This window comes from Thalassospira sp. B30-1, from assembly GCF_015767575.1.
Lineage (GTDB): Bacteria > Pseudomonadota > Alphaproteobacteria > Rhodospirillales > Thalassospiraceae > Thalassospira > Thalassospira xiamenensis.
This window is the reverse complement of the sequence record NZ_CP065232.1, coordinates 1,247,043-1,265,282: the sequence shown is the minus strand read 5'-3', so window position 1 is coordinate 1,265,282 and position 18,240 is coordinate 1,247,043. Positions and strand designations below refer to the sequence as shown.

Sequence of the window (18,240 nt, the reverse complement as noted above, 5' to 3'; positions counted from 1 at the left end):
CTGTTAGCACGCAAACTGCGGAGGCTGAACATGCTCACACTGCGGGACTGCATCGATTTTAGCGATCTGAGCGAGGAGGAAATCCTCGCGATTGCCGAGTGTGAACACATCCCCCTTCTGACCGCCCTTGAGGAAGGCGAAAGCATGGTGCACACCCCACGGGGGCGCAAACGGATTGCTATTATGATCAAAAGCCAGGCGGAAATGTGCGAACGTACGGGAAATACGGTCCACGCCCAACATCTGCGCCGGGTTCATGATGCGTTTATCAACCGCTTCGACAAAATGGTCGCGCGCCCTTAAAGATCGATTGTCATCAACGCCGTTGACAGGGACGAAAAAGCCGACGCACTGCGTCGGCTTTTCGCGTTTCGGACACTGACCGCATCCGTTATCTTTTCCGCAACCGGGACGGCTTTGCCTTGGGTTTCGGTTTGATTTCCTTTTCCCGGTGGATTTCCGGCGTCAGGAATTTGGTTGGCGTTTTCGGATCAAAGTTCAGCGCTTTGATGGTTGCACTGAAATGTTCGGGCACCGGGGCTTCGATCACGACGCGATGGCCGGTCACCGGATGGGGAAAGTCAATCGCGCGCGCATGCAGATGCATCTGGTTTGACAGTCCATCAAGAAACGCTTTGGCGCCGCCATATTTCCCATCGCCAAGGATCGGGCATTCCATCGCCTGACAATGGGCGCGCAGCTGGTGGGTACGACCGGTCAATGGCGACAGGGCAAGCCACGCTGCCCGACGACCGGCACGGGCCAACTGACGATAGATCGTCTGGGCGGATTTGCCTTCTTTTTCGTCGATGACCATCTTTTCACCGCCCTTACCGCCATGTTTGGCAAGCGGGGCATCAATCAGACCTTCGCGTTCATCGGGCGCACCCGATACAATCGCCCAGTACAATTTCCGCGTGGTCTTGTCCTTGAATGCCTTGGTCAGGGCATTGGCCGCCGATGCCGACCGTGCAAGCAACAGCACGCCGCTGGTGTCCTTATCAAGACGATGCACCAGTTTCGGGCGTTCCTTGCTATCAAGCTTTAACGCATCAAGCATGCCATCAACATGAAGGTCGGTATTGGTCCCGCCCTGCACCGCCAGACCGGCGGGCTTGTTGATCGCCAGAACCACCTCGTCATAGAAAATGACGGAATCGCGCAGCGCCTGAAGTTCTTCCTCGGTCGCGTTCGATTTGGCCGGGCCGGATTTTACATGCTGGGCCGCATTGGCCGCATCGTAATTGCCCTCCGCCCATGGCCCCATACCGCCGCCCGACATGACCGGCGCGGGGGGAACACGGACTTCCTGACCGGGCTCAAGGCGCTGACCGGCCTTGGCACGTTTGCCATCAACACGGATCTGACCACCCCGCAGGAACTTCTGAACCTGCCCAAAGGTAAATTCCGGGCAGTTCCGTTTGAACCAGCGATCCAGCCGCATTTCGGCTTCGTCATTCTTAACCTTGCGCAGAGTGACGCCACTCATTGCAGAACTCCCCTTACCAGCGCGATTGCGCCGAACAATGCTGCGATGCCAACGCAGACCGAAACCGCGACATAAAGGCCAGAAAGGCCAATATTACCGCGTTGATATAAGGTCGCGACATCGAGCGAAAAAGTCGAAAACGTTGTAAACGCCCCCAGAAAGCCGGTCACAAGGAAGGCCCGCATTTCAGGACTGAGCGACAGCTTGACCGCCGAAAGCTCGATCAGAAGTCCCATCAGGAAGGAGCCGACGATATTGACCGTCAAAGTCCCCCATGGAAATCCATGACCAAGTGTCGCGCCCATCAGGGCCGAAACACCATATCGGGCAACCGCCCCGATAGCCCCGCCCAATGCGATGGATGCGATAAACAACGGTGAAAATTGCATGGCGCGGAACCTAGTCTTTCAGTTCTGAAAAGTCACGTGTGAAAACATCATGGGCGGGTCGCATTCCGGTACACCAACCAAACCCCGTCGCAAACGAACAATCAGTTCTGCGGCGCGGCCTGCCGGCCAATCAGGGCGACGGTTGCCGCCATCCATGATTTCAGGCGTTTTTCATTCTGGCCGAAATCGTCACTGCCATAGACGGATCGGGAATAGGCAAAAACGCGGCTGCCGCCATTTTCACCGGGAATGACCTTGACATCAACCCAGTCGGGAAAACGGAAAACAGGCGTCCGGGCAAGGAAGCGCAATTCAAGCGCCAATCCATTCCCCTCGACAAGTTTCATGCCTTGTGCGCCCGCGGTTGCCTGCAAGGCGGTTGCGACGGTATCGGGCGATGCATCGAATACCGGGCTTGGCACGTTGCGATCGGTCGATGGGCAGGCATCCGGCGGGCAGACCAGGAAATAGGTCGGTGATTGCGGCAGGTCGATATCCGGTCCCAGACTGATGTCTGCCGGCTCATCTGCCATCAGCATACTGTCGAGCAATCCGCTGAAACGGATTACGGCAAATGTCAGTCCGCCGACAAACAGAAGCCATGCCAGTACAATCGCTACGCGTTTCACAAAAATTCCCCGTTCCCGTTTTGCGTGCCCTGCTGTAACGCAAGACTCCCTAAATACCGGTTAATTCCTGTAATTCGTCAAGTTAACAAATACGAAAATGCCCAAACGAGATACTCGTTCGGGCATTTTTGGGAAACCAATGGACCGCAACGGGGGGGGATGGATTGCGATGATCGATTTCCCGCGGGCAATGCAACAGGGGTAGGCGTTATGCCGCCGTCGGAAGCGGTGCAGCAGCCACATTGGCAATCGCACGTTCCATGGCTTCTTCGGCGTTTACCGCGAAACCGGATGCATCGATAACGTCAATATCGGAAATACCGACGAAACCAAGAACCTGTTTCAGATACGGGGTCGCGAAATCGGCCGGGCTGTTGACCGGAACACCGCCGGTGGCAACAACGATATAGGCTTTCTTGCCTTCAAGCAGGCCTTTCGGGCCATTTTCAGTGTAGTTGAAGGTCACACCGACACGGGCGATCAGGTCAACCCAGGCCTTAAGCGTCGACGGGACCGAGAAATTATACATCGGCGCACCGATCACAACGACGTCGGATGCCTGAAGTTCGGCAACCAGTTTGTCGGAAACGGCGATCACGTCTTTCTGTGCCTCGGTACGGTTTTCAGCCGGGGTATAGAACGCGCCGACAATCTCGCCGGTCAGGGCCGGGATCGATTTGTCGTTCAGGTCACGTTCAACAACATTGGCAGCCGGAGTTGCGGCAACAATACGTTCGATCAGCTTTGATGCGATCTGACGCGAATTGGAATTTTCGCCGTTAACCGAGGCATTGATATGCAGGATCGAAGTCATGTGAATTCTCCAAGTCCGGGTTTGTTTCTGTTACCCCGACTTTAACAGTTTCCATGACGATGATTATCCGATGTCTTTTCACCAGATTGTTGACCAAAAGAGAACAACACACCTGCCGATTAGTCTTCGCCGCGCTGCTTTTGACGTTCCCGGCGTAATTTATCGAAATAGTCGGCCCGCTTTTTCAAATCACGTTCAAAACCGCGTTCGACCGGTTCGTAAAAATTCTGGCGGCGCATGCCATCGGGAAAATAATTCTGCCCGGAAAAACCGTCTTCCTGATCATGGTCATAGGCATAGCCACTGCCATAGCCGATATCCTTCATCAGCTTGGTCGGCGCATTGAGGATATGGGCCGGCGGCATCAGCGACCCGGTATCGCGCGCGACCTTCAATGATCGTTTATAGGCGGCATAACCGGCATTTGATTTGGGGGCCAGCGCCAGATAGATCACCGCCTGCGCCAGCGCCAGTTCGCCTTCGGGACTGCCAAGGCGTTCATACGCCTCCCACGCGCCAACACAAATCTGCTGCGCCTGCGGATCGGCAAGTCCGATATCCTCGACCGCCATGCGGGTGATGCGGCGCGCGACGAATTTCGGGTCCTCGCCCCCGGCCAGCATCCGATTAAACCAGTACAGGGCCGCATCCGGGTCCGACCCGCGCACCGATTTATGCAGCGCACTGATCAGGTTATAATGACTGTCATCGCCCTTGTCATAAAGCGGCATGCGCTTTTGCACGGTACGCGACAGTTCGGCAACGCCAAGCGGCCCATCGTCACTGGGCGGCAGCAAAAACAGCTCTTCGGCAAGGTTCAGCAAATAACGGCCATCCCCATCGGCCATGGCGCGCAACGTCACCCGTGCTTCGGGCGACAGGGGCAGCTCGAACCCCATTTCCTTTTCCGCACGCACCAGAAGCTCTTCAAGCCCCTGATCATCTAGCCGCTTAAGCACCAGCACCTGACAGCGTGACAGCAACGCCGCGTTCAGCTCGAACGAGGGGTTTTCGGTTGTCGCCCCGATCAGGGTAATGGTGCCGTCTTCAACAAACGGTAGGAAGCTATCCTGTTGTGCCTTGTTGAAACGATGGATTTCATCAATGAACAAAAGGGTTGATGCCCCGGTTGCCCGCCGCCCGCGTGCCCGGTCAAACACCTTGCGAAGGTCCGCAACCCCGGAAAAGATCGCCGACAAGGGCTCGAACGCCATATCGGCAACATCGGCCATTAGGCGCGCCAGCGTCGTTTTGCCGCAGCCCGGCGGCCCCCAAAGAATGACCGATGGCACACGCCCGGTATTGATCATGCGCGTGATCGGTCCCTCATCCCCGAACAGATGCCCCTGTCCGACAACCTCATCCAGCTTGGCCGGACGCAGCCTGTCGGCCAAGGGCCGGGATGCCTGACTTTCAAACAGTGACGCCATATCGGGCAGATGTTCCTATTGTTATCTTGCGACCGGTTTTGCGCGGAACTTATCACGAACATCGACCCGTTTATAGCGATAAGGCAAGAATATTGACACCTCGACCATCGAGGTATACCGTTCGCGCCGTCAAACCAGCCGGAAACACCGACGTGAAACAGATTGCCGATTATACTGACCGTTCCTATTGGCAGGGCACAATCAAAATGTCCTTGTCGAAGTTTTTCGTGCTGTGCGTTTTGCATCGCAAGCCGATGCATGGCTACGAGGTCGTTCAGGCCGTCGAAAAAACCACCAATGGCTGCTGTTCCCCTTCCGAAGGAACCGTCTATCCGGTTCTGAACGAATTCGAGGCCGGTGGATACCTGACATCACACCCCGAAGTCGTTCAGGGCCGTCAGCGCAAGGTTTACGAACTGACCAACAAGGGGCGCGATGCATTCCGGGTCGCGACCGAGGCATGGATGGATGTGACCCAGCATATCCTTGCCAGCCGGGATGCAACCCAGACCCGCACGGCATCCTCCACCACCCCGGTCCCCCAACCACAGGGAAAGGCATGCTGTGAGTAGTCCTTTTTTCAGGCCATCATACCTCGATGATCGAGGCATCAAATCATGACCAAAGCCCCCAAAAAAATGCCGATCATTATCGCACTTGGCAGCGCACAAACACTGGGGTTCGGATCGACACTTTATCTGCCGGCCATTCTGTCCGCCCCAATGGCAGAGGAATTCGGCATTCCGACCGGCTGGGCGTTTGGTGCCTTTTCGCTGGCACTTGTGGTTGCGGCCCTTCTGGGCCCGATGGCAGGTGCGCGGATCGACCGGTTTGGCGGGCGCAATATCCTGACGGTTTCAAGCCTTGTCTTCGCGCTTGGCCTTGGTTTGCTTGGCCTGTCGAACGGTATGATCGCCATGTGCATGGCGTGGCTCATCATCGGGGCCGGTATGGCGATGGGGCTTTACGAGGCGGCCTTCGCAACCCTTGCCGGGATCTTTGGGCGTGGTGCACGCGGGCCGATCACCGGCATCACATTGATTGCCGGATTTGCCAGCACGATCTGCTGGCCGATATCGGCCGGGCTTGAAATCGAATATGGTTGGCGTGCCGCCTGCTTTTTCTGGGCAGCGATGCATTTGCTTGTCGGGTTGCCGCTAAACCGCCTGATCATCCCGGCCGGAAACGACAAGCATATGGCCCCAGCCAAGGCCCCTGCTGACAATCCCGATAATGTCAGGGTCAAAGCGGATACGGCGGTAACGCCGGGATATTTCACCGTACCGATGATCCTGCTGGCATTCATTTTCGCCGCAAGCTGGTTTATCGCAACCGCCATGGCCGCCCATTTGCCGCGATTGTTGCAAATTTCGGGGATGGATACGGCGGATGCGATTATTGCCGCCTCGCTCGTCGGCCCGGCACAGGTCGCGGGACGATTGCTGGAATTCGGTGTATTGCAACGCATGCATCCACTGATTTCCGCCCGGATAGCAGGCTTTGCCCATCCGCTTGGCGCATCGCTTCTGCTGGTTTTTGCCGGTCCCGTCGGCATGATATTCACAAGCCTGCATGGGGCGGGCAATGGTATCCTGACCATCGCCAAGGGGACCTTGCCCCTTGCCCTGTTCGGGCCGGTTGGCTATGGCCTGCGGCAGGGGTTTCTGATGGCACCGTCGCGCTTTGCGCAGGCCGCCGCCCCGTTCCTGTTCGGATTGCTGATCGACGGATATGGCGTCCGGGCAGTACTTCTGACCGTCGGGCTGGGTTTACTCAGTTGTCTGGCGATGATGTTTCTTAAAACCGATACGGCCAGATCAGCGGCATCATGAAAAGCCAGATCGACCATCGGCCGCTATCGATTGCCAGCGACAAAAACGACAGAACCGGGGAATGATCCCCGGTTCTGTCTATCTATTGGCTGACAAGAATCAAAGCTGGAATTCAGCGGTCAGAACCTTGCCATCGCGTTTGACCGCAATCGACCAGTCACGCCCGCGTTCACCGGCTTTGATAACGTCCTTCAGGCGGGCCACCGTGTCAATCGGCACACCATTGACCTCGACGATATAATCACCGGGTTGAATGCGGGCACGGCGCGCAAGGCTGTCGCGCTGTACGGCAAGGACGATGACACCGTTGCTCAGCGTATCAATGCCAATTTCATCGGCAAGTGCGGGGTTCACATTGGCGATTTTTGATCCGCTGAACGGATTGCGGCCTTCGACCTCGGTTTCATCACGCGCAGGCAGTTCGGGTGCGACTTCAAGCGGCATCCGGAGCATCACTTCCTGCCCCTTGCGCAGCACGGAAAGCTCGGCATTGTGATCAAGTTCCAGTGTTGCGATGCGGAATTTAAGCTCGTTGGGGTTATCGACAGGAAGACCATTCACCGCAACCACCACATCACCGGGTTTAAGGCCGCCACGATCCGCCGGGCTACCATCGCGGACTTCGTTGATCAGAACACCATGCGGGCGATCCAGATCAAGCGACGCCGCCAGATCGGCGGTTACCGACTGCCCTGCCGCCCCCAGCCACGGACGACGCAGATCACCACTGATCAGGCCACGCATCACCACCTTGACCATATTGACCGGCACGGCAAAACCGATGCCGTTTGACCCGCCCGATTTGGTAAAGATTGCCGAATTCACCCCGATCAGATTGCCATCAATATCAACAAGCGCCCCGCCGGAGTTCCCCGGATTGATCGCGGCATCGGTCTGGATAAAGGATTGATAATCCTGCCCGGTCACACCGGCACGCGCCAGTGCGGAAACGATGCCGCTGGTCACGGTCTGTCCCACCCCGAACGGGTTGCCGATGGCAAGGACAAGGTCGCCGACCTCGACCGCGTCAGAATCGCCAAGCGTGATGGCCGGCAATTCATCCTTCACATCACGCAGACGCAGAACAGCCAGGTCGGTGCGTTCGTCCGAACCGACCAGATCGGCATCGAATTCGCGATTGTCATGTAAAACAACGCGGATCTCGCTGGCACCATCAATCACGTGATGGTTGGTCACGATTGTGCCGTCCGACGATACAATCACCCCGGAACCAAGCGACCGTTCAACCCGCTGGCGCGGGGCGCCAAACGCCCCGCCGAACCGTTCGCCAAAGAACTGCCGAAAGAATGGATCGTTGAAAAACGGGCTGCGTTGCTGGGTGGTGACGACCTTTTTGGTATAGATGTTCACAACGGCCGGCGCGGTTTGCTTCACCAGCGGCGACAGCGACATCTTTATTTCGGTCTGGCTTTCGGGCAGGCGCCGATCCTGTGCGGATGCTACGCCAATCTGGCCAAACATGGCCCCTGATACAATCATGATCCCGGTCATGACGGTCGCAATCAATCGTGCCTGCACGTCGAACTCTCTCTTTTCTTCGTAAAGCGGGTCAGCGCGGAAAACAGTCTGGTTAGGGTCAGGGTCAGAACCCTGGATACCCGACAGAAAGTAGGGTGATCAGGATTTACGCGCAACCTTGGCGGAAATATGATGAATTTTGAAATATTTCGCTGCCGCGATAAAACCAAAAGAAAACGGGCGGCACCATTGGCACCGCCCGTTTCTATCTTAAAGGCCGAAACGTTGCTTATTCAGCAGACGCTTCTTCGCCTTCGCCCTCTGCTTCAAGGCGAGCACGGTCTTCCGCGCCTTTGGCTTCCGGGTTGCGATCAACGAGTTCGATCACAGCAACCGGAGCAGCATCGCCATAACGGAAGCCAGCCTTCAGAACGCGGGTGTAACCACCCGAACGCTCTTTGTAGCGATCAGCAATTTCGCCGAACAGCTTGGCAACGACTTTCTCGTCACGCAGGATCGAAATGGCCTGACGGCGTGCATGCAGGTCGCCCCGCTTGCCCAGCGTAATCAGTTTTTCGACATACGGGCGAAGATCCTTGGCCTTCGGAAGAGTGGTTTTGATCTGCTCGTGGGTGAGCAGCGAAACCGCCATGTTAGAGAACATCGCCTTACGATGGGACGAAGTACGATTAAGCTTACGGCCTTGCATACCGTGACGCATAGGAACTCTCCTTATTGCCTTGGCTTCGCGCACGAAACCGATTGTGATACCGCGCCGCCACCCTGACTAAATCAGGTCATGCACGTGCGGTTTTGGGCACCAGCCCGCCAGAAATTCCGAAAACCGGGTTTCTGGTTGGGGCAGAACGCCTGCCCCGTCAGTCAAAAAGCACCGACCCGAAGGCCGAAGCCCCGTCTTAGAACGGGTCTTCGAACTTACGCGCCAGTTCTTCGATGTTTTCCGGCGGCCAACCGCCGACTTCCATACCAAGATGCAGGCCCATCTGCGCCAGAACATCCTTGATTTCGTTCAGCGATTTACGACCGAAGTTCGGCGTACGAAGCATTTCTGCTTCGGTTTTCTGAACCAGATCACCGATATAGATGATGTTGTCGTTCTTGAGGCAGTTTGCCGAACGGACCGAGAGCTCGAGCTCGTCGACCTTGCGCAGCAGATTGCGGTTGAACGGCAGTTCGTCTTCTTTCTTCTCTTCGACAACCGCTTCCGGCTCGTCGAAGTTGACGAACAGCGACAGCTGGTCCTGAAGGATACGGGCAGCAAGTGCCATTGCATCTTCCGGGGTGACCGAGCCGTTGGTTTCAACGGTCAGCGACAGCTTGTCATAATCGGTATCCTGACCAACACGGGTGTTTTCCACCTTGTAGGCCACTTTACGGATCGGGCTGAAGATTGCATCGATCGGAATAAGACCGATCGGCGCATCCGACGAACGATGCGAGGTCGCCGCAACATAGCCTTTACCGTTATCAACGGTAAATTCGATGTTCAGCGTCGCACCATCATCAAGATGGCACAGCTCGAGATCCGGGTTAAGGATTTCGATGTCGGCACCGGTTTCGATCTGACCCGCGGTGACAGCACCCGGACCAGTCGCTTTAAGCGCCATTTTCTTCGGACCTTCGGCATGCATGCGCACACCCATGGTCTTGATATTCAGGATGATGTCGGTGACATCTTCACGCACACCCGGGATCGACGAAAATTCGTGCAATACACCGTCAATCTGGATCGCAGTAACCGCCGAACCCTGGAGCGACGACAGCAGAATGCGACGCAGCGCGTTACCCAGAGTCTGACCAAAACCGCGCTCCAGCGGTTCCGCCACGATCGTACCGATGCGGCTGGCATCCGTACCCGGAGTAACATCAAGCTTGGTCGGCTTAATCAGTTCCTGCCAGTTCTTTTGAATCACGAGACCCACCTTCGCAACTGGAGCCTATGGTAAGGGGGGCACAAAATTGGCCCCCGCGAGAAACGCGAAGAGGCCCGGTCGCCCGGGCCCAAACGCGGGGTCGTCCGCAGATCGGCGCGATTAGACGCGACGACGTTTACGCGGACGGCAACCGTTATGCGGGATCGGCGTTACGTCTTTGATCGACGTAATGGTGAAACCAACCGCCTGAAGCGCACGAAGAGCAGATTCACGTCCCGAACCCGGGCCTTTAACCTGAACTTCAAGGGTTTTCATGCCGTGTTCAGCAGCTTTTTTACCTGCGTCTTCGGCAGCAACCTGTGCAGCATACGGGGTCGATTTACGCGAACCGCGGAAACCCATACCACCAGCGGTCGACCAGGAAATGGTATTACCCTGAACGTCGGTGATGGTGATCATGGTGTTGTTGAAGGTCGCGTTTACGTGCGCGATACCGTTCGTAATGTTCTTCCGCTCGCGGCGACGCACGCGAGTCTGAGGAGCTTTTGCCATTGTCTGTCCCCTACCTTACTTCTTCTTGCCAGCGATCGGCTTAGCCGGGCCCTTGCGGGTGCGGGCGTTGGTGTGGGTACGCTGACCGCGTACCGGGAGACCGCGACGATGACGCAGGCCGCGATAGCAACCCAGATCCATCAGACGTTTAATGTTCATTGCGGTTTCACGACGAAGGTCGCCTTCGACGGTGTAATCAGCGTCGATGACTTCACGCACCTTGAGAACCTGGTCATCAGAGAGCTGATGAACGCGGGTTGCTGCTTCGATGCCAACCTTTGCGCAAATTTCTTTAGCTTTCGCCGGGCCAATGCCGGTGATGTAGGTAAGCGCAATCACGACGCGCTTAGCGGTCGGGATGTTTACGCCAGCAATACGAGCCACTGTGTGAGACTCCTGTTTCCTGTTAACAAACCCTGCGGCAGATCCGGTAGGACGGGGCGCTGCAAAAGCGGGCCAGCAATACTGCCAACCCGCCAGCAAAAAAATGCCCTGCCCGGGAAATTACCCCAGGATGGCTTCTATCTCGCGCGTAACTTCGTCGATTTCGGCCATCCCGTCAACTGTTTTCAGCTTACCGGCATTCTCATAGTAGGGAATGATCGGTGCTGTCTGCTTGTGATAAGCTTCCAGTCGCGAGGTGACCGTCTCGGCATTGTCATCCGCACGGCGTTTGAATTCGGTGCTGCCACATACGTCGCAAACACCGTCCTGCTTGGGTTTCTGGAACGTGTCATGGTATCCCTGCCCGCATTTCGCGCAGGTGTAGCGACCAACGATACGTGCCACAAGGGCGGCATCATCAACCCGCAACTCGATCACATAATCAAGTGCCAGTCCCTTGGTTTCCAGCATCACATCCAGGGCATGTGCCTGGGCTGTGGTGCGCGGAAAACCGTCCAGGATGAAACCGTTCTTGGTATCATCCTGATCAAGTCGTTCGGAAATCAGACCGATCATCAGATCGTCGGAGACGAGCTTGCCCGCATCCATGACTTCCTTTGCCTTCTGCCCCAGCTCGGTACCGGCTGCGACCGCTGCACGCAGCATGTCACCGGTCGAAAGCTGAATCATGCCGCGTCCCGTTTCAAGACGCTTTGCCTGGGTCCCTTTGCCAGCACCCGGAGGGCCAAGAAGGATAATGTTCATTGTTGTCCGTCCCCCTGATGGTCTTGGTGGCGCCGCCTTAGCGGCGGCGTCCACGCAATTTGGATTTCTTGATCAGGCCTTCATACTGGTGTGCCAGCATATGCGACTGGATCTGTGCTACGGTATCCATGGTTACCGTGACAACGATCAGCAAGCTAGTCCCACCAAAGTAGAACGGCACCGACCATTCGGCGATCAGAAGCTCTGGCAGGATACAGACAAATGCCAGATACGCTGCACCGATGACCGTCAGGCGGGTCAGGATGAAATCCAGATAGTTGGCGGTATTCTTGCCCGGGCGGATGCCCGGAATGAAGCCGCCATGCTTTTTCAGGTTGTCTGCCGTATCTTCCGGGTTGAAAACAACCGCCGTATAGAAGAAGGCAAAGAAGACGATCAGCGCGATATACAGACCGATATAAAGCGGCTGGCCACGGCCAAGCAGTGCTGTCACCGTGCTAAGCCACGCAGGCGCATCCGCACCGGCAGTGAACTGTGCAACCGACAGCGGCATCAGCAGAAGCGAGCTTGCAAAGATCGGCGGAATAACGCCAGCCGTGTTGATCTTGAGCGGCAGATGCGAGCTCTGACCTTCCATGACCTTCATGCCGACCTGGCGTTTCGGGTACTGGATCAGAACACGGCGCTGGGCGCGTTCCATGAACACGATGAAGGCAATGACGGCAATCGCCAGCACGATGATCGCAACGATCACCAGTGCCGAAATCGCGCCGGTACGGCCAAGCTCAAGCGTGCCCGCAATCGCGGCCGGAAGGCCCGCAACAATACCGGCGAAAATGATAAGCGAAATGCCGTTACCGATACCGCGCTGGGTGATCTGTTCGCCCAGCCACATCAGGAACATGGTGCCGCCAACCAGGGTCACAACCGCAGTAAAGCGGAAGAACATGCCCGGATCATGAACTGCAGAGCCGGATGAACCGCTCATGCTTTCAAGACCAACGGCAATGCCCCAAGCCTGGATCGTGGCGATCACAACGGTCAGATAACGGGTATATTGATTAATCTTTTTACGCCCCTGTTCGCCCTCTTTTTTCATAGCCTCAAGGCTTGGCGAAACAGTGGTCATCAGCTGAATGATGATCGAGGCGGAGATGTAAGGCATGATGTTCAGCGCGAAGATGGTCATACGCCCTAGCGCACCACCAGCAAACATGTCGAACATGCCCAGGACGCCACCAGCATTCTGCTGGAAAATATCAGCAAGAATGGACGGGTCAACGCCGGGAATCGGGATATATGTTCCCAGACGGTAAACTATAAGCGCGCCCAACGTGAACCAGATGCGCTTTTTAAGCTCGGTTGCCTTAGAAAAAGACGACCAGTTCAGGTTCGCGGCAAGCTGCTCGGCGGCCGATGCCATGCACTTATCTCCCAATAGGCTAAAACTGGAGGGTCCGGTCCCGTAATCTTGGGAACCGGACCCTCACGTAGTCATAGAGGCTTATTCTGCGGTTTCTGCTGCGGCAACCGGAGCAAGAACCTTGACCGAGCCACCCGCTTTCTCGACGGCTTCGATAGCCGACTTGGAAGCACCGGTGATTTCGATGTTCAGTTTCGCTTTCAGTTCGCCTTTAGCGAGCAGACGCAGACCGTCTTTCTGCGGACGGGCCAGGCCTTTTTCGACCAGAACGTCGATGGTGACATTCGCACCTTCTTCAAGAACACCGTTATCAACGGCGGTCTGAAGGGTACCAAGGTTCACGACACCGAACAGTTTCCGGAACGGATTTTTAAAGCCGCGCTTCGGAAGACGACGGTAGATTGGCATCTGCCCGCCTTCGAAGCCATTGATCGCTACACCGGAACGGGACGTCTGACCCTTCTGACCTGCGCCAGAAGTTTTGCCTTTGCCCGAACCGATACCGCGACCGACGCGGGTGCGCGCCTTGCGGGCACCCGGGTTATCGGCAAGTTCGTTGAGTTTCATTAATCAACACCTTTTCGATCTGGGGGCCAATCAGGCCTCGTCCACGCGGACGAGGTGCTTGACCTTGGCGATCATACCGCGAACAGCCGGAGTATCTTCCAGCTCACGAGTCCGGTGCAGTTTGTTCAGGCCAAGACCCACAAGGGTCTGGCGCTGATCAGCCGGACGTCCGATCGGCGAACCCGTCTGGGTAACGCGAACGGTCGCTTTTTTCTTAGCAGCCATATCGAATTACTCCTTTTCGAGAACGGCGGCCGCAGCCGAACCGCTATCGCGACGGGCAACGATCTCGCCAACCTTCAGGCCGCGTTTTGCAGCGACCTGACGCGGTGAAGCGCCGTTGACCAGAGCGTCAAGAGTTGCACGGATAACGTTGTGCGGGTTGTTCGAACCGGTGCATTTGGACACGACGTCCTGAACACCCATGGTTTCGAAAACTGCGCGCATCGCACCGCCAGCAATGATACCGGTACCAGCCGGAGCAGAACGGAGAATAACCCGACCTGCACCAAAGTGGCCCTGCACATCGTGGTGAAGGGTACGGCCTTCACGCAACGGAACGCGGATCATGTTGCGCTTGGCTGCTTCGGTAGCCTTGCGGATCGCTTCCGGAACTTCACGGGCTTTGCCCGTGCCGTATCCGACGCGACCGCGCTGGTCACCGACGACAACCATTGCGGAGAAAGCAAAGCGACGGCCGCCCTTAACGACTTTCGCGACGCGGTTGATACCAACCAGCTTGTCGACGAGTTCGTTTTCTTCACGGGCTTTCGGCGCCTGCTGCTGCTGTTGTGTATTCTGATTACGTGCCATGGTCGTGCTCCTTAGAAGTCCAGACCGCCCTCACGGGCGGCATCGGCCAGAGCTTTCACCCGGCCATGGAACAAATACCCGCCACGATCAAATACGACCGTTTTCACACCAGCGGCAACGGCACGTTCGGCAATAGCTTTACCGACCAGCACAGCTGCTTCGGCATTGCTGCCTTTGCCACCGAGATCTTTCTCGGCCGACGAAGCGCAGACAAGAGTCTTGCCTGCCAGATCGTCGATAATCTGTGCATAGATATGCGCGTTGGAACGGTGCACGCTGAGGCGCGGGCGACCGGCCGCTTTCTGGCGGATCGCAAAACGAACGCGGCGTTTGCGGCGCTCGAAGAGGTTTCTCGCGTTTTTCATCGTGCCAGTCCTTACTTCTTCTTGCCTTCTTTGCGCAAGATATACTCGCCTTCGTAACGGACACCTTTGCCTTTGTAAGGCTCCGGACCGCGCCAGCCGCGTGCATTTGCAGCGAACTGACCAACGAGCTGTTTATCTGCGCCAGAGATGGCGATAAGGGTCGGCTTTTCTGCGACGACGTTAAGACCCGCGGGGATCTCCATTTCCACGTCATGAGAGAAGCCAAGCTGCAGAACCAGTTTATTGCCCTGGACCTGCGCACGGTAACCAACACCGGTGATTTCCAGTTTCTTGGTGAAGCCGTCCGAAACCCCGGTTACGAGGTTTGCGATATTGGCGCGTGTGGTACCCCAAAGGGCACGGGCGCGCTTGGTATCGTTGGCCGGTTTCACGGTGATCTGGTTGTCATCCTGTGAAACAGTTACGTCCGAGGTCAGCGGCAGACGAAGCTCACCGAGCTTGCCTTTTGCACTGATCTGTTCTTCGGTCAGGGTGATGGTAACGCCGCTAGGCACGACCACCGGGTTTTTTCCTACTCGCGACATCGTTGGCCCTCCTTAGAATACCTTGCAGAGGATTTCGCCGCCGACATTCTGCTCGCGAGCCTCCTGATCCGACAGAACCCCTTTCGGAGTGGATAGGACTGCGATGCCCAAGCCGTTGTATACTTTCGGAAGATCTTTGATCTTCGAATACACACGACGACCCGGGGTCGAGACGCGGTCGATCTGCTTAATCACGCCTTCGCCCTCAAAATATTTGAGTTCGATGTTGATTTCGCTGACGCCCTTGCGAATTTCATTAATGCTGTAACCGCGGATATAACCTTCGCGCTGGAGAACATCCAGCACACCGGTACGCAGTTTTGAAGCCGGCGAAGCAACGTTGGATTTACCAACGCGCTGACCGTTGCGGATACGCGTGAGCATATCGCCTACGGGATCAGTCATCGACATGTGATGTCCTCCTTACCAGCTCGACTTCACCATGCCCGGGATCTGACCACGCGAAGCAAGTTCACGAAGCGCGATACGGGACAGGCGGAATTTGCGATAGACACCGCGCGGACGACCGGAAACCTGGCAGCGGATACGCTGACGGATACGGGCCGAGTTACGCGGCAGCTGGGCGAGTTTGATCACGCACGCGATACGCTCTTCAGGAGAGGTCTCGCGATTGTTAATGACCGCTTTAAGGGCAGCACGCTTGGCAGCATGCTGCTTAGCCAGGCGCTCACGTTTAAGTTCGCGCTGAACGGCGCTTTTCTTGGCCATGGGCCAACCTCCAGTTAGTTTCCGAACGGAAGATCAAAGCCCTTGAGAAGGGCGAGAGCTTCGGCGTCGGACTTTGCCGTGGTGCAAATGATGATGTCCATCCCGCGGACCGAGTCGACTTTGTCGTACTCGACTTCAGGAAAGACGAACTGTTCCTTGAGGCCCATGGCAAAGTTGCCACGACCATCGAAGGATTTTTTGTTCAGGCCGCGGAAGTCACGAACGCGCGGAAGCGCGACCGAAACCAGACGGTCCAGGAACTCGTACATACGGTCGCGACGCAGGGTCACTTTACAACCGATGTTCATGCCTTCACGAAGCTTGAAAGCCGCTACCGACTTTTTCGCCTTGGTGAAGATAGGCTTCTGACCGGTGATGGCAGCGAGATCCGCAGCCGCACCTTCCAGCTTTTTGCGATCCTGGGTGGCGTCGCCGACACCCATATTGATCACGATCTTCTCGAGGCGCGGAACCTCCATGGAGTTCTCGTAGGAGAACTCCTTCTGGAGTGCGTCACGCACCACTTCTTTGTAATGTTCGCGCAGGCGCGTCATTTTTCCGTCCCTCAGTTGTCGATGACTTCGCCGCTGAGCTTCGCTACGCGAACCTTGCGACCATCATCGAGGGTCTTGAAACCGACGCGGGTCGGCTTGTTTTCTTTCGGGTCGACAATCGCCACGTTGGAAACGTTGATTTTCGCTTCCTTCTCGACGATGCCGCCAGCATCAGCACCGGTCGGACGCTGGTGACGTTTCACCAGGTTGATGCCCGAAACCAGAACTTTGTTCTCGGTCGGGAAAGCGGCGATAACTTCGCCGGTTTTCCCTTTGTCTTTACCCGTAAGAACAATGACGCGATCACCCTTTTTAATCTTGGCAGCCATTACAGCACCTCCGGGGCAAGCGAAATGATCTTCATGTAACCACGCGAACGGAGTTCACGGGTCACCGGGCCGAAAATACGCGTACCGATAGGCTCACCGTTCGCATTAATAAGAACGGCAGCATTACGGTCAAAGCGGATCGCCGAACCATCGGAACGACGAATTTCCTTTGCGGTCCGAACGATGACAGCTTTGTGTACTGCACCCTTCTTAACACGACCGCGCGGAATGGCTTCCTTGACGGAAACCACGATAACATCACCGACATTAGCGGTTTTGCGCTTCGAGCCGCCCAGCACCTTGATGCACTGAACACGGCGAGCGCCGCTATTATCGGCAACGTCCAGATTGGACTGCATCTGGATCATGGGTTTACCCCTTGACTATGGTTGGGCTGAGGACTCACTCCTCGACCACTACTTCCCAAGACTTCAATTTCGAGATCGGCCGGCATTCGCGAATACGAACGACGTCACCCGTCTTGAAGCGGTTCTCTTCATCATGCGCGTGGAATTTCTTCGACTTGCGCACATACTTTTTATACAGCGGGTGCATGACCTGGCGTTCCACACGGACCACCACAGTCTTGTCGTTTTTTGTCGAAACGACTGTCCCCTGCAATACACGCCTCGGCATGTGTCTTAACTCCTATGCGTGTCCAGTTAGGCCGCAGTAGCACCCTTCTCGTTTCCGAGAAGGGTTTTGATGCGGGCGATATCACGGCGGACCTTACGGACCTGCGCAGTGTTCTCGAACTGACCGGAAGCCTGCTGGAAACGCATATTGAACGATTCCTTACGCAGGTCGAGCAGCATCTGTTTTAGTTCATCAGCGCTTTTCGCGCGGAGATCAGCAATTTTCATCACTAATTACTCCCCTTCACCAAGACGCGTGACAAACTTGGTCTTGATCGGCAATTTTGCCGCTGCGAGCTCGAAAGCCCGACGTGCAAGATCCAGCGGAACACCGTCAAGTTCAAACATAATCCGACCCGGTTTTACACGTGCCGCCCAATATTCGACCGAGCCTTTGCCTTTACCCTGACGGACTTCAGCAGGCTTTTGCGATACCGGGAGATCCGGGAAAACGCGGATCCACACACGGCCTTGACGGCGCATGTGGCGGGTGATCGCGCGGCGGGCCGCTTCGATCTGACGCGCCGTTATACGCTCCGGCTCCAAGGCTTTCAAGCCATAAGCGCCGAAATTAAGTTCCGTACCACCTTTGGCCTCACCTTTAAGGCGACCCTTGTGTGCTTTACGGAACTTTGTACGTTTTGGAGAAAGCATCTCTCTA

General features: G+C 56.3%; 28 protein-coding genes. 3 read left to right on the top strand and 25 right to left on the bottom strand.

Going from position 1 to position 18,240, the window contains the following annotated elements; genetic code table 11:
- The first annotated feature begins 30 nt into the window (after positions 1–30).
- A complete protein-coding gene (locus IT971_RS05945; RefSeq protein WP_007091473.1) occupies positions 31–303 on the top strand; it encodes a hypothetical protein in 273 nt (90 codons plus the stop codon).
- A gap of 88 nt (positions 304–391) precedes the next feature.
- On the opposite strand, the gene IT971_RS05940 is transcribed toward IT971_RS05945, so the two are convergent.
- The 5 genes from IT971_RS05940 to IT971_RS05920 form a co-directional block, all read right to left on the bottom strand.
- Positions 392–1,489, bottom strand: coding sequence for an RluA family pseudouridine synthase (locus IT971_RS05940; protein WP_037990960.1), 1,098 nt, complete (start codon positions 1,487–1,489; stop codon positions 392–394).
- The gene (crcB, locus tag IT971_RS05935; protein WP_063093726.1) at positions 1,486–1,878 is read right to left on the bottom strand and encodes a fluoride efflux transporter CrcB; all 393 of its coding nucleotides are present in this window, start codon (positions 1,876–1,878) and stop codon (positions 1,486–1,488) included. The genes IT971_RS05940 and crcB overlap by 4 nt, the downstream gene beginning before the upstream one ends.
- 101 nt (positions 1,879–1,979) lie before the next feature.
- On the bottom strand, positions 1,980–2,507 hold the full coding sequence (locus IT971_RS05930; protein WP_051682309.1) for a DUF1499 domain-containing protein: 528 nt from the start codon (positions 2,505–2,507) through the stop codon (positions 1,980–1,982).
- Between the two features lie 208 nt (positions 2,508–2,715).
- Positions 2,716–3,321 carry an FMN-dependent NADH-azoreductase gene (locus IT971_RS05925; protein ID WP_007091477.1) on the bottom strand — a complete coding sequence of 202 codons (606 nt, stop codon included), beginning with the start codon at positions 3,319–3,321 and terminating at the stop codon, positions 2,716–2,718.
- A 119-nt stretch (positions 3,322–3,440) separates the two neighbouring features.
- Positions 3,441–4,751: a replication-associated recombination protein A gene (locus IT971_RS05920; protein ID WP_063093723.1), complete on the bottom strand. Its 1,311-nt coding sequence runs from the start codon at positions 4,749–4,751 to the stop codon at positions 3,441–3,443.
- A gap of 152 nt (positions 4,752–4,903) precedes the next feature.
- Between IT971_RS05920 and IT971_RS05915 the strand changes: the two genes are divergently transcribed.
- Together IT971_RS05915 and IT971_RS05910 are read left to right on the top strand one after the other, a co-directional pair.
- The gene (locus tag IT971_RS05915; protein WP_007091479.1) at positions 4,904–5,323 is read left to right on the top strand and encodes a PadR family transcriptional regulator; all 420 of its coding nucleotides are present in this window, start codon (positions 4,904–4,906) and stop codon (positions 5,321–5,323) included.
- 45 nt (positions 5,324–5,368) lie between these two features.
- Positions 5,369–6,583, top strand: a complete 1,215-nt coding sequence (locus IT971_RS05910; RefSeq protein WP_063093721.1) for an MFS transporter — start codon at positions 5,369–5,371, stop codon at positions 6,581–6,583.
- A gap of 99 nt (positions 6,584–6,682) precedes the next feature.
- On the opposite strand, the gene IT971_RS05905 is transcribed toward IT971_RS05910, so the two are convergent.
- From IT971_RS05905 to rplP, 20 genes are all read right to left on the bottom strand, one after another.
- The gene (locus tag IT971_RS05905) at positions 6,683–8,122 is read right to left on the bottom strand and encodes a DegQ family serine endoprotease (RefSeq protein ID WP_007091481.1); all 1,440 of its coding nucleotides are present in this window, start codon (positions 8,120–8,122) and stop codon (positions 6,683–6,685) included.
- A gap of 229 nt (positions 8,123–8,351) precedes the next feature.
- Complete coding sequence (rplQ, locus tag IT971_RS05900; protein WP_007091482.1) at positions 8,352–8,783, bottom strand: 50S ribosomal protein L17; 432 nt, start codon at positions 8,781–8,783, stop codon at positions 8,352–8,354.
- Positions 8,784–8,979: 196 nt separating this feature from the next.
- Positions 8,980–9,996, bottom strand: coding sequence for a DNA-directed RNA polymerase subunit alpha (locus IT971_RS05895; protein WP_007091483.1), 1,017 nt, complete (start codon positions 9,994–9,996; stop codon positions 8,980–8,982).
- A 120-nt stretch (positions 9,997–10,116) separates the two neighbouring features.
- Positions 10,117–10,509 (bottom strand): 30S ribosomal protein S11, encoded by a 393-nt coding sequence (rpsK, locus tag IT971_RS05890; RefSeq protein ID WP_007091484.1) that lies wholly within the window; start codon positions 10,507–10,509, stop codon positions 10,117–10,119.
- Positions 10,510–10,524: 15 nt separating this feature from the next.
- Positions 10,525–10,893 carry a 30S ribosomal protein S13 gene (gene rpsM, locus IT971_RS05885; protein WP_007091485.1) on the bottom strand — a complete coding sequence of 123 codons (369 nt, stop codon included), beginning with the start codon at positions 10,891–10,893 and terminating at the stop codon, positions 10,525–10,527.
- Between the two features lie 120 nt (positions 10,894–11,013).
- Positions 11,014–11,658: an adenylate kinase gene (locus tag IT971_RS05880; RefSeq protein ID WP_007091486.1), complete on the bottom strand. Its 645-nt coding sequence runs from the start codon at positions 11,656–11,658 to the stop codon at positions 11,014–11,016.
- Between the two features lie 37 nt (positions 11,659–11,695).
- Positions 11,696–13,042 (bottom strand): preprotein translocase subunit SecY, encoded by a 1,347-nt coding sequence (secY, locus tag IT971_RS05875; protein WP_007091487.1) that lies wholly within the window; start codon positions 13,040–13,042, stop codon positions 11,696–11,698.
- 81 nt (positions 13,043–13,123) lie between these two features.
- Entirely contained in the window at positions 13,124–13,609 is a 486-nt protein-coding gene (gene rplO, locus IT971_RS05870; protein WP_037990970.1) for a 50S ribosomal protein L15, read from the bottom strand.
- A 30-nt stretch (positions 13,610–13,639) separates the two neighbouring features.
- Entirely contained in the window at positions 13,640–13,834 is a 195-nt protein-coding gene (rpmD, locus tag IT971_RS05865) for a 50S ribosomal protein L30 (RefSeq protein WP_007091489.1), read from the bottom strand.
- Between the two features lie 6 nt (positions 13,835–13,840).
- Positions 13,841–14,422: a 30S ribosomal protein S5 gene (rpsE, locus tag IT971_RS05860; RefSeq protein ID WP_007091490.1), complete on the bottom strand. Its 582-nt coding sequence runs from the start codon at positions 14,420–14,422 to the stop codon at positions 13,841–13,843.
- An 11-nt stretch (positions 14,423–14,433) separates the two neighbouring features.
- Positions 14,434–14,787, bottom strand: coding sequence for a 50S ribosomal protein L18 (gene rplR, locus IT971_RS05855; protein ID WP_007091491.1), 354 nt, complete (start codon positions 14,785–14,787; stop codon positions 14,434–14,436).
- Between the two features lie 11 nt (positions 14,788–14,798).
- Positions 14,799–15,332, bottom strand: a complete 534-nt coding sequence (gene rplF / locus IT971_RS05850; protein ID WP_007091492.1) for a 50S ribosomal protein L6 — start codon at positions 15,330–15,332, stop codon at positions 14,799–14,801.
- Between the two features lie 12 nt (positions 15,333–15,344).
- Positions 15,345–15,743, bottom strand: a complete 399-nt coding sequence (gene rpsH, locus IT971_RS05845) for a 30S ribosomal protein S8 (RefSeq protein WP_007091493.1) — start codon at positions 15,741–15,743, stop codon at positions 15,345–15,347.
- A 12-nt stretch (positions 15,744–15,755) separates the two neighbouring features.
- Positions 15,756–16,061 carry a 30S ribosomal protein S14 gene (gene rpsN, locus IT971_RS05840; protein WP_007091494.1) on the bottom strand — a complete coding sequence of 102 codons (306 nt, stop codon included), beginning with the start codon at positions 16,059–16,061 and terminating at the stop codon, positions 15,756–15,758.
- A 14-nt stretch (positions 16,062–16,075) separates the two neighbouring features.
- Entirely contained in the window at positions 16,076–16,615 is a 540-nt protein-coding gene (gene rplE, locus IT971_RS05835) for a 50S ribosomal protein L5 (protein WP_007091495.1), read from the bottom strand.
- An 11-nt stretch (positions 16,616–16,626) separates the two neighbouring features.
- Positions 16,627–16,944, bottom strand: a complete 318-nt coding sequence (gene rplX / locus IT971_RS05830) for a 50S ribosomal protein L24 (RefSeq protein ID WP_007091496.1) — start codon at positions 16,942–16,944, stop codon at positions 16,627–16,629.
- Positions 16,944–17,312, bottom strand: coding sequence for a 50S ribosomal protein L14 (rplN, locus tag IT971_RS05825; protein ID WP_007091497.1), 369 nt, complete (start codon positions 17,310–17,312; stop codon positions 16,944–16,946). Before rplN ends, rplX begins: the two co-directional genes overlap by 1 nt.
- Before the next feature lie 34 nt (positions 17,313–17,346).
- Entirely contained in the window at positions 17,347–17,580 is a 234-nt protein-coding gene (gene rpsQ / locus IT971_RS05820; protein WP_007091498.1) for a 30S ribosomal protein S17, read from the bottom strand.
- A 26-nt stretch (positions 17,581–17,606) separates the two neighbouring features.
- Positions 17,607–17,807, bottom strand: coding sequence for a 50S ribosomal protein L29 (gene rpmC, locus IT971_RS05815; RefSeq protein ID WP_007091499.1), 201 nt, complete (start codon positions 17,805–17,807; stop codon positions 17,607–17,609).
- A 6-nt stretch (positions 17,808–17,813) separates the two neighbouring features.
- Positions 17,814–18,233, bottom strand: coding sequence for a 50S ribosomal protein L16 (rplP, locus tag IT971_RS05810; RefSeq protein ID WP_007091500.1), 420 nt, complete (start codon positions 18,231–18,233; stop codon positions 17,814–17,816).
- Between the last annotated feature and the right edge of the window lie 7 nt (positions 18,234–18,240).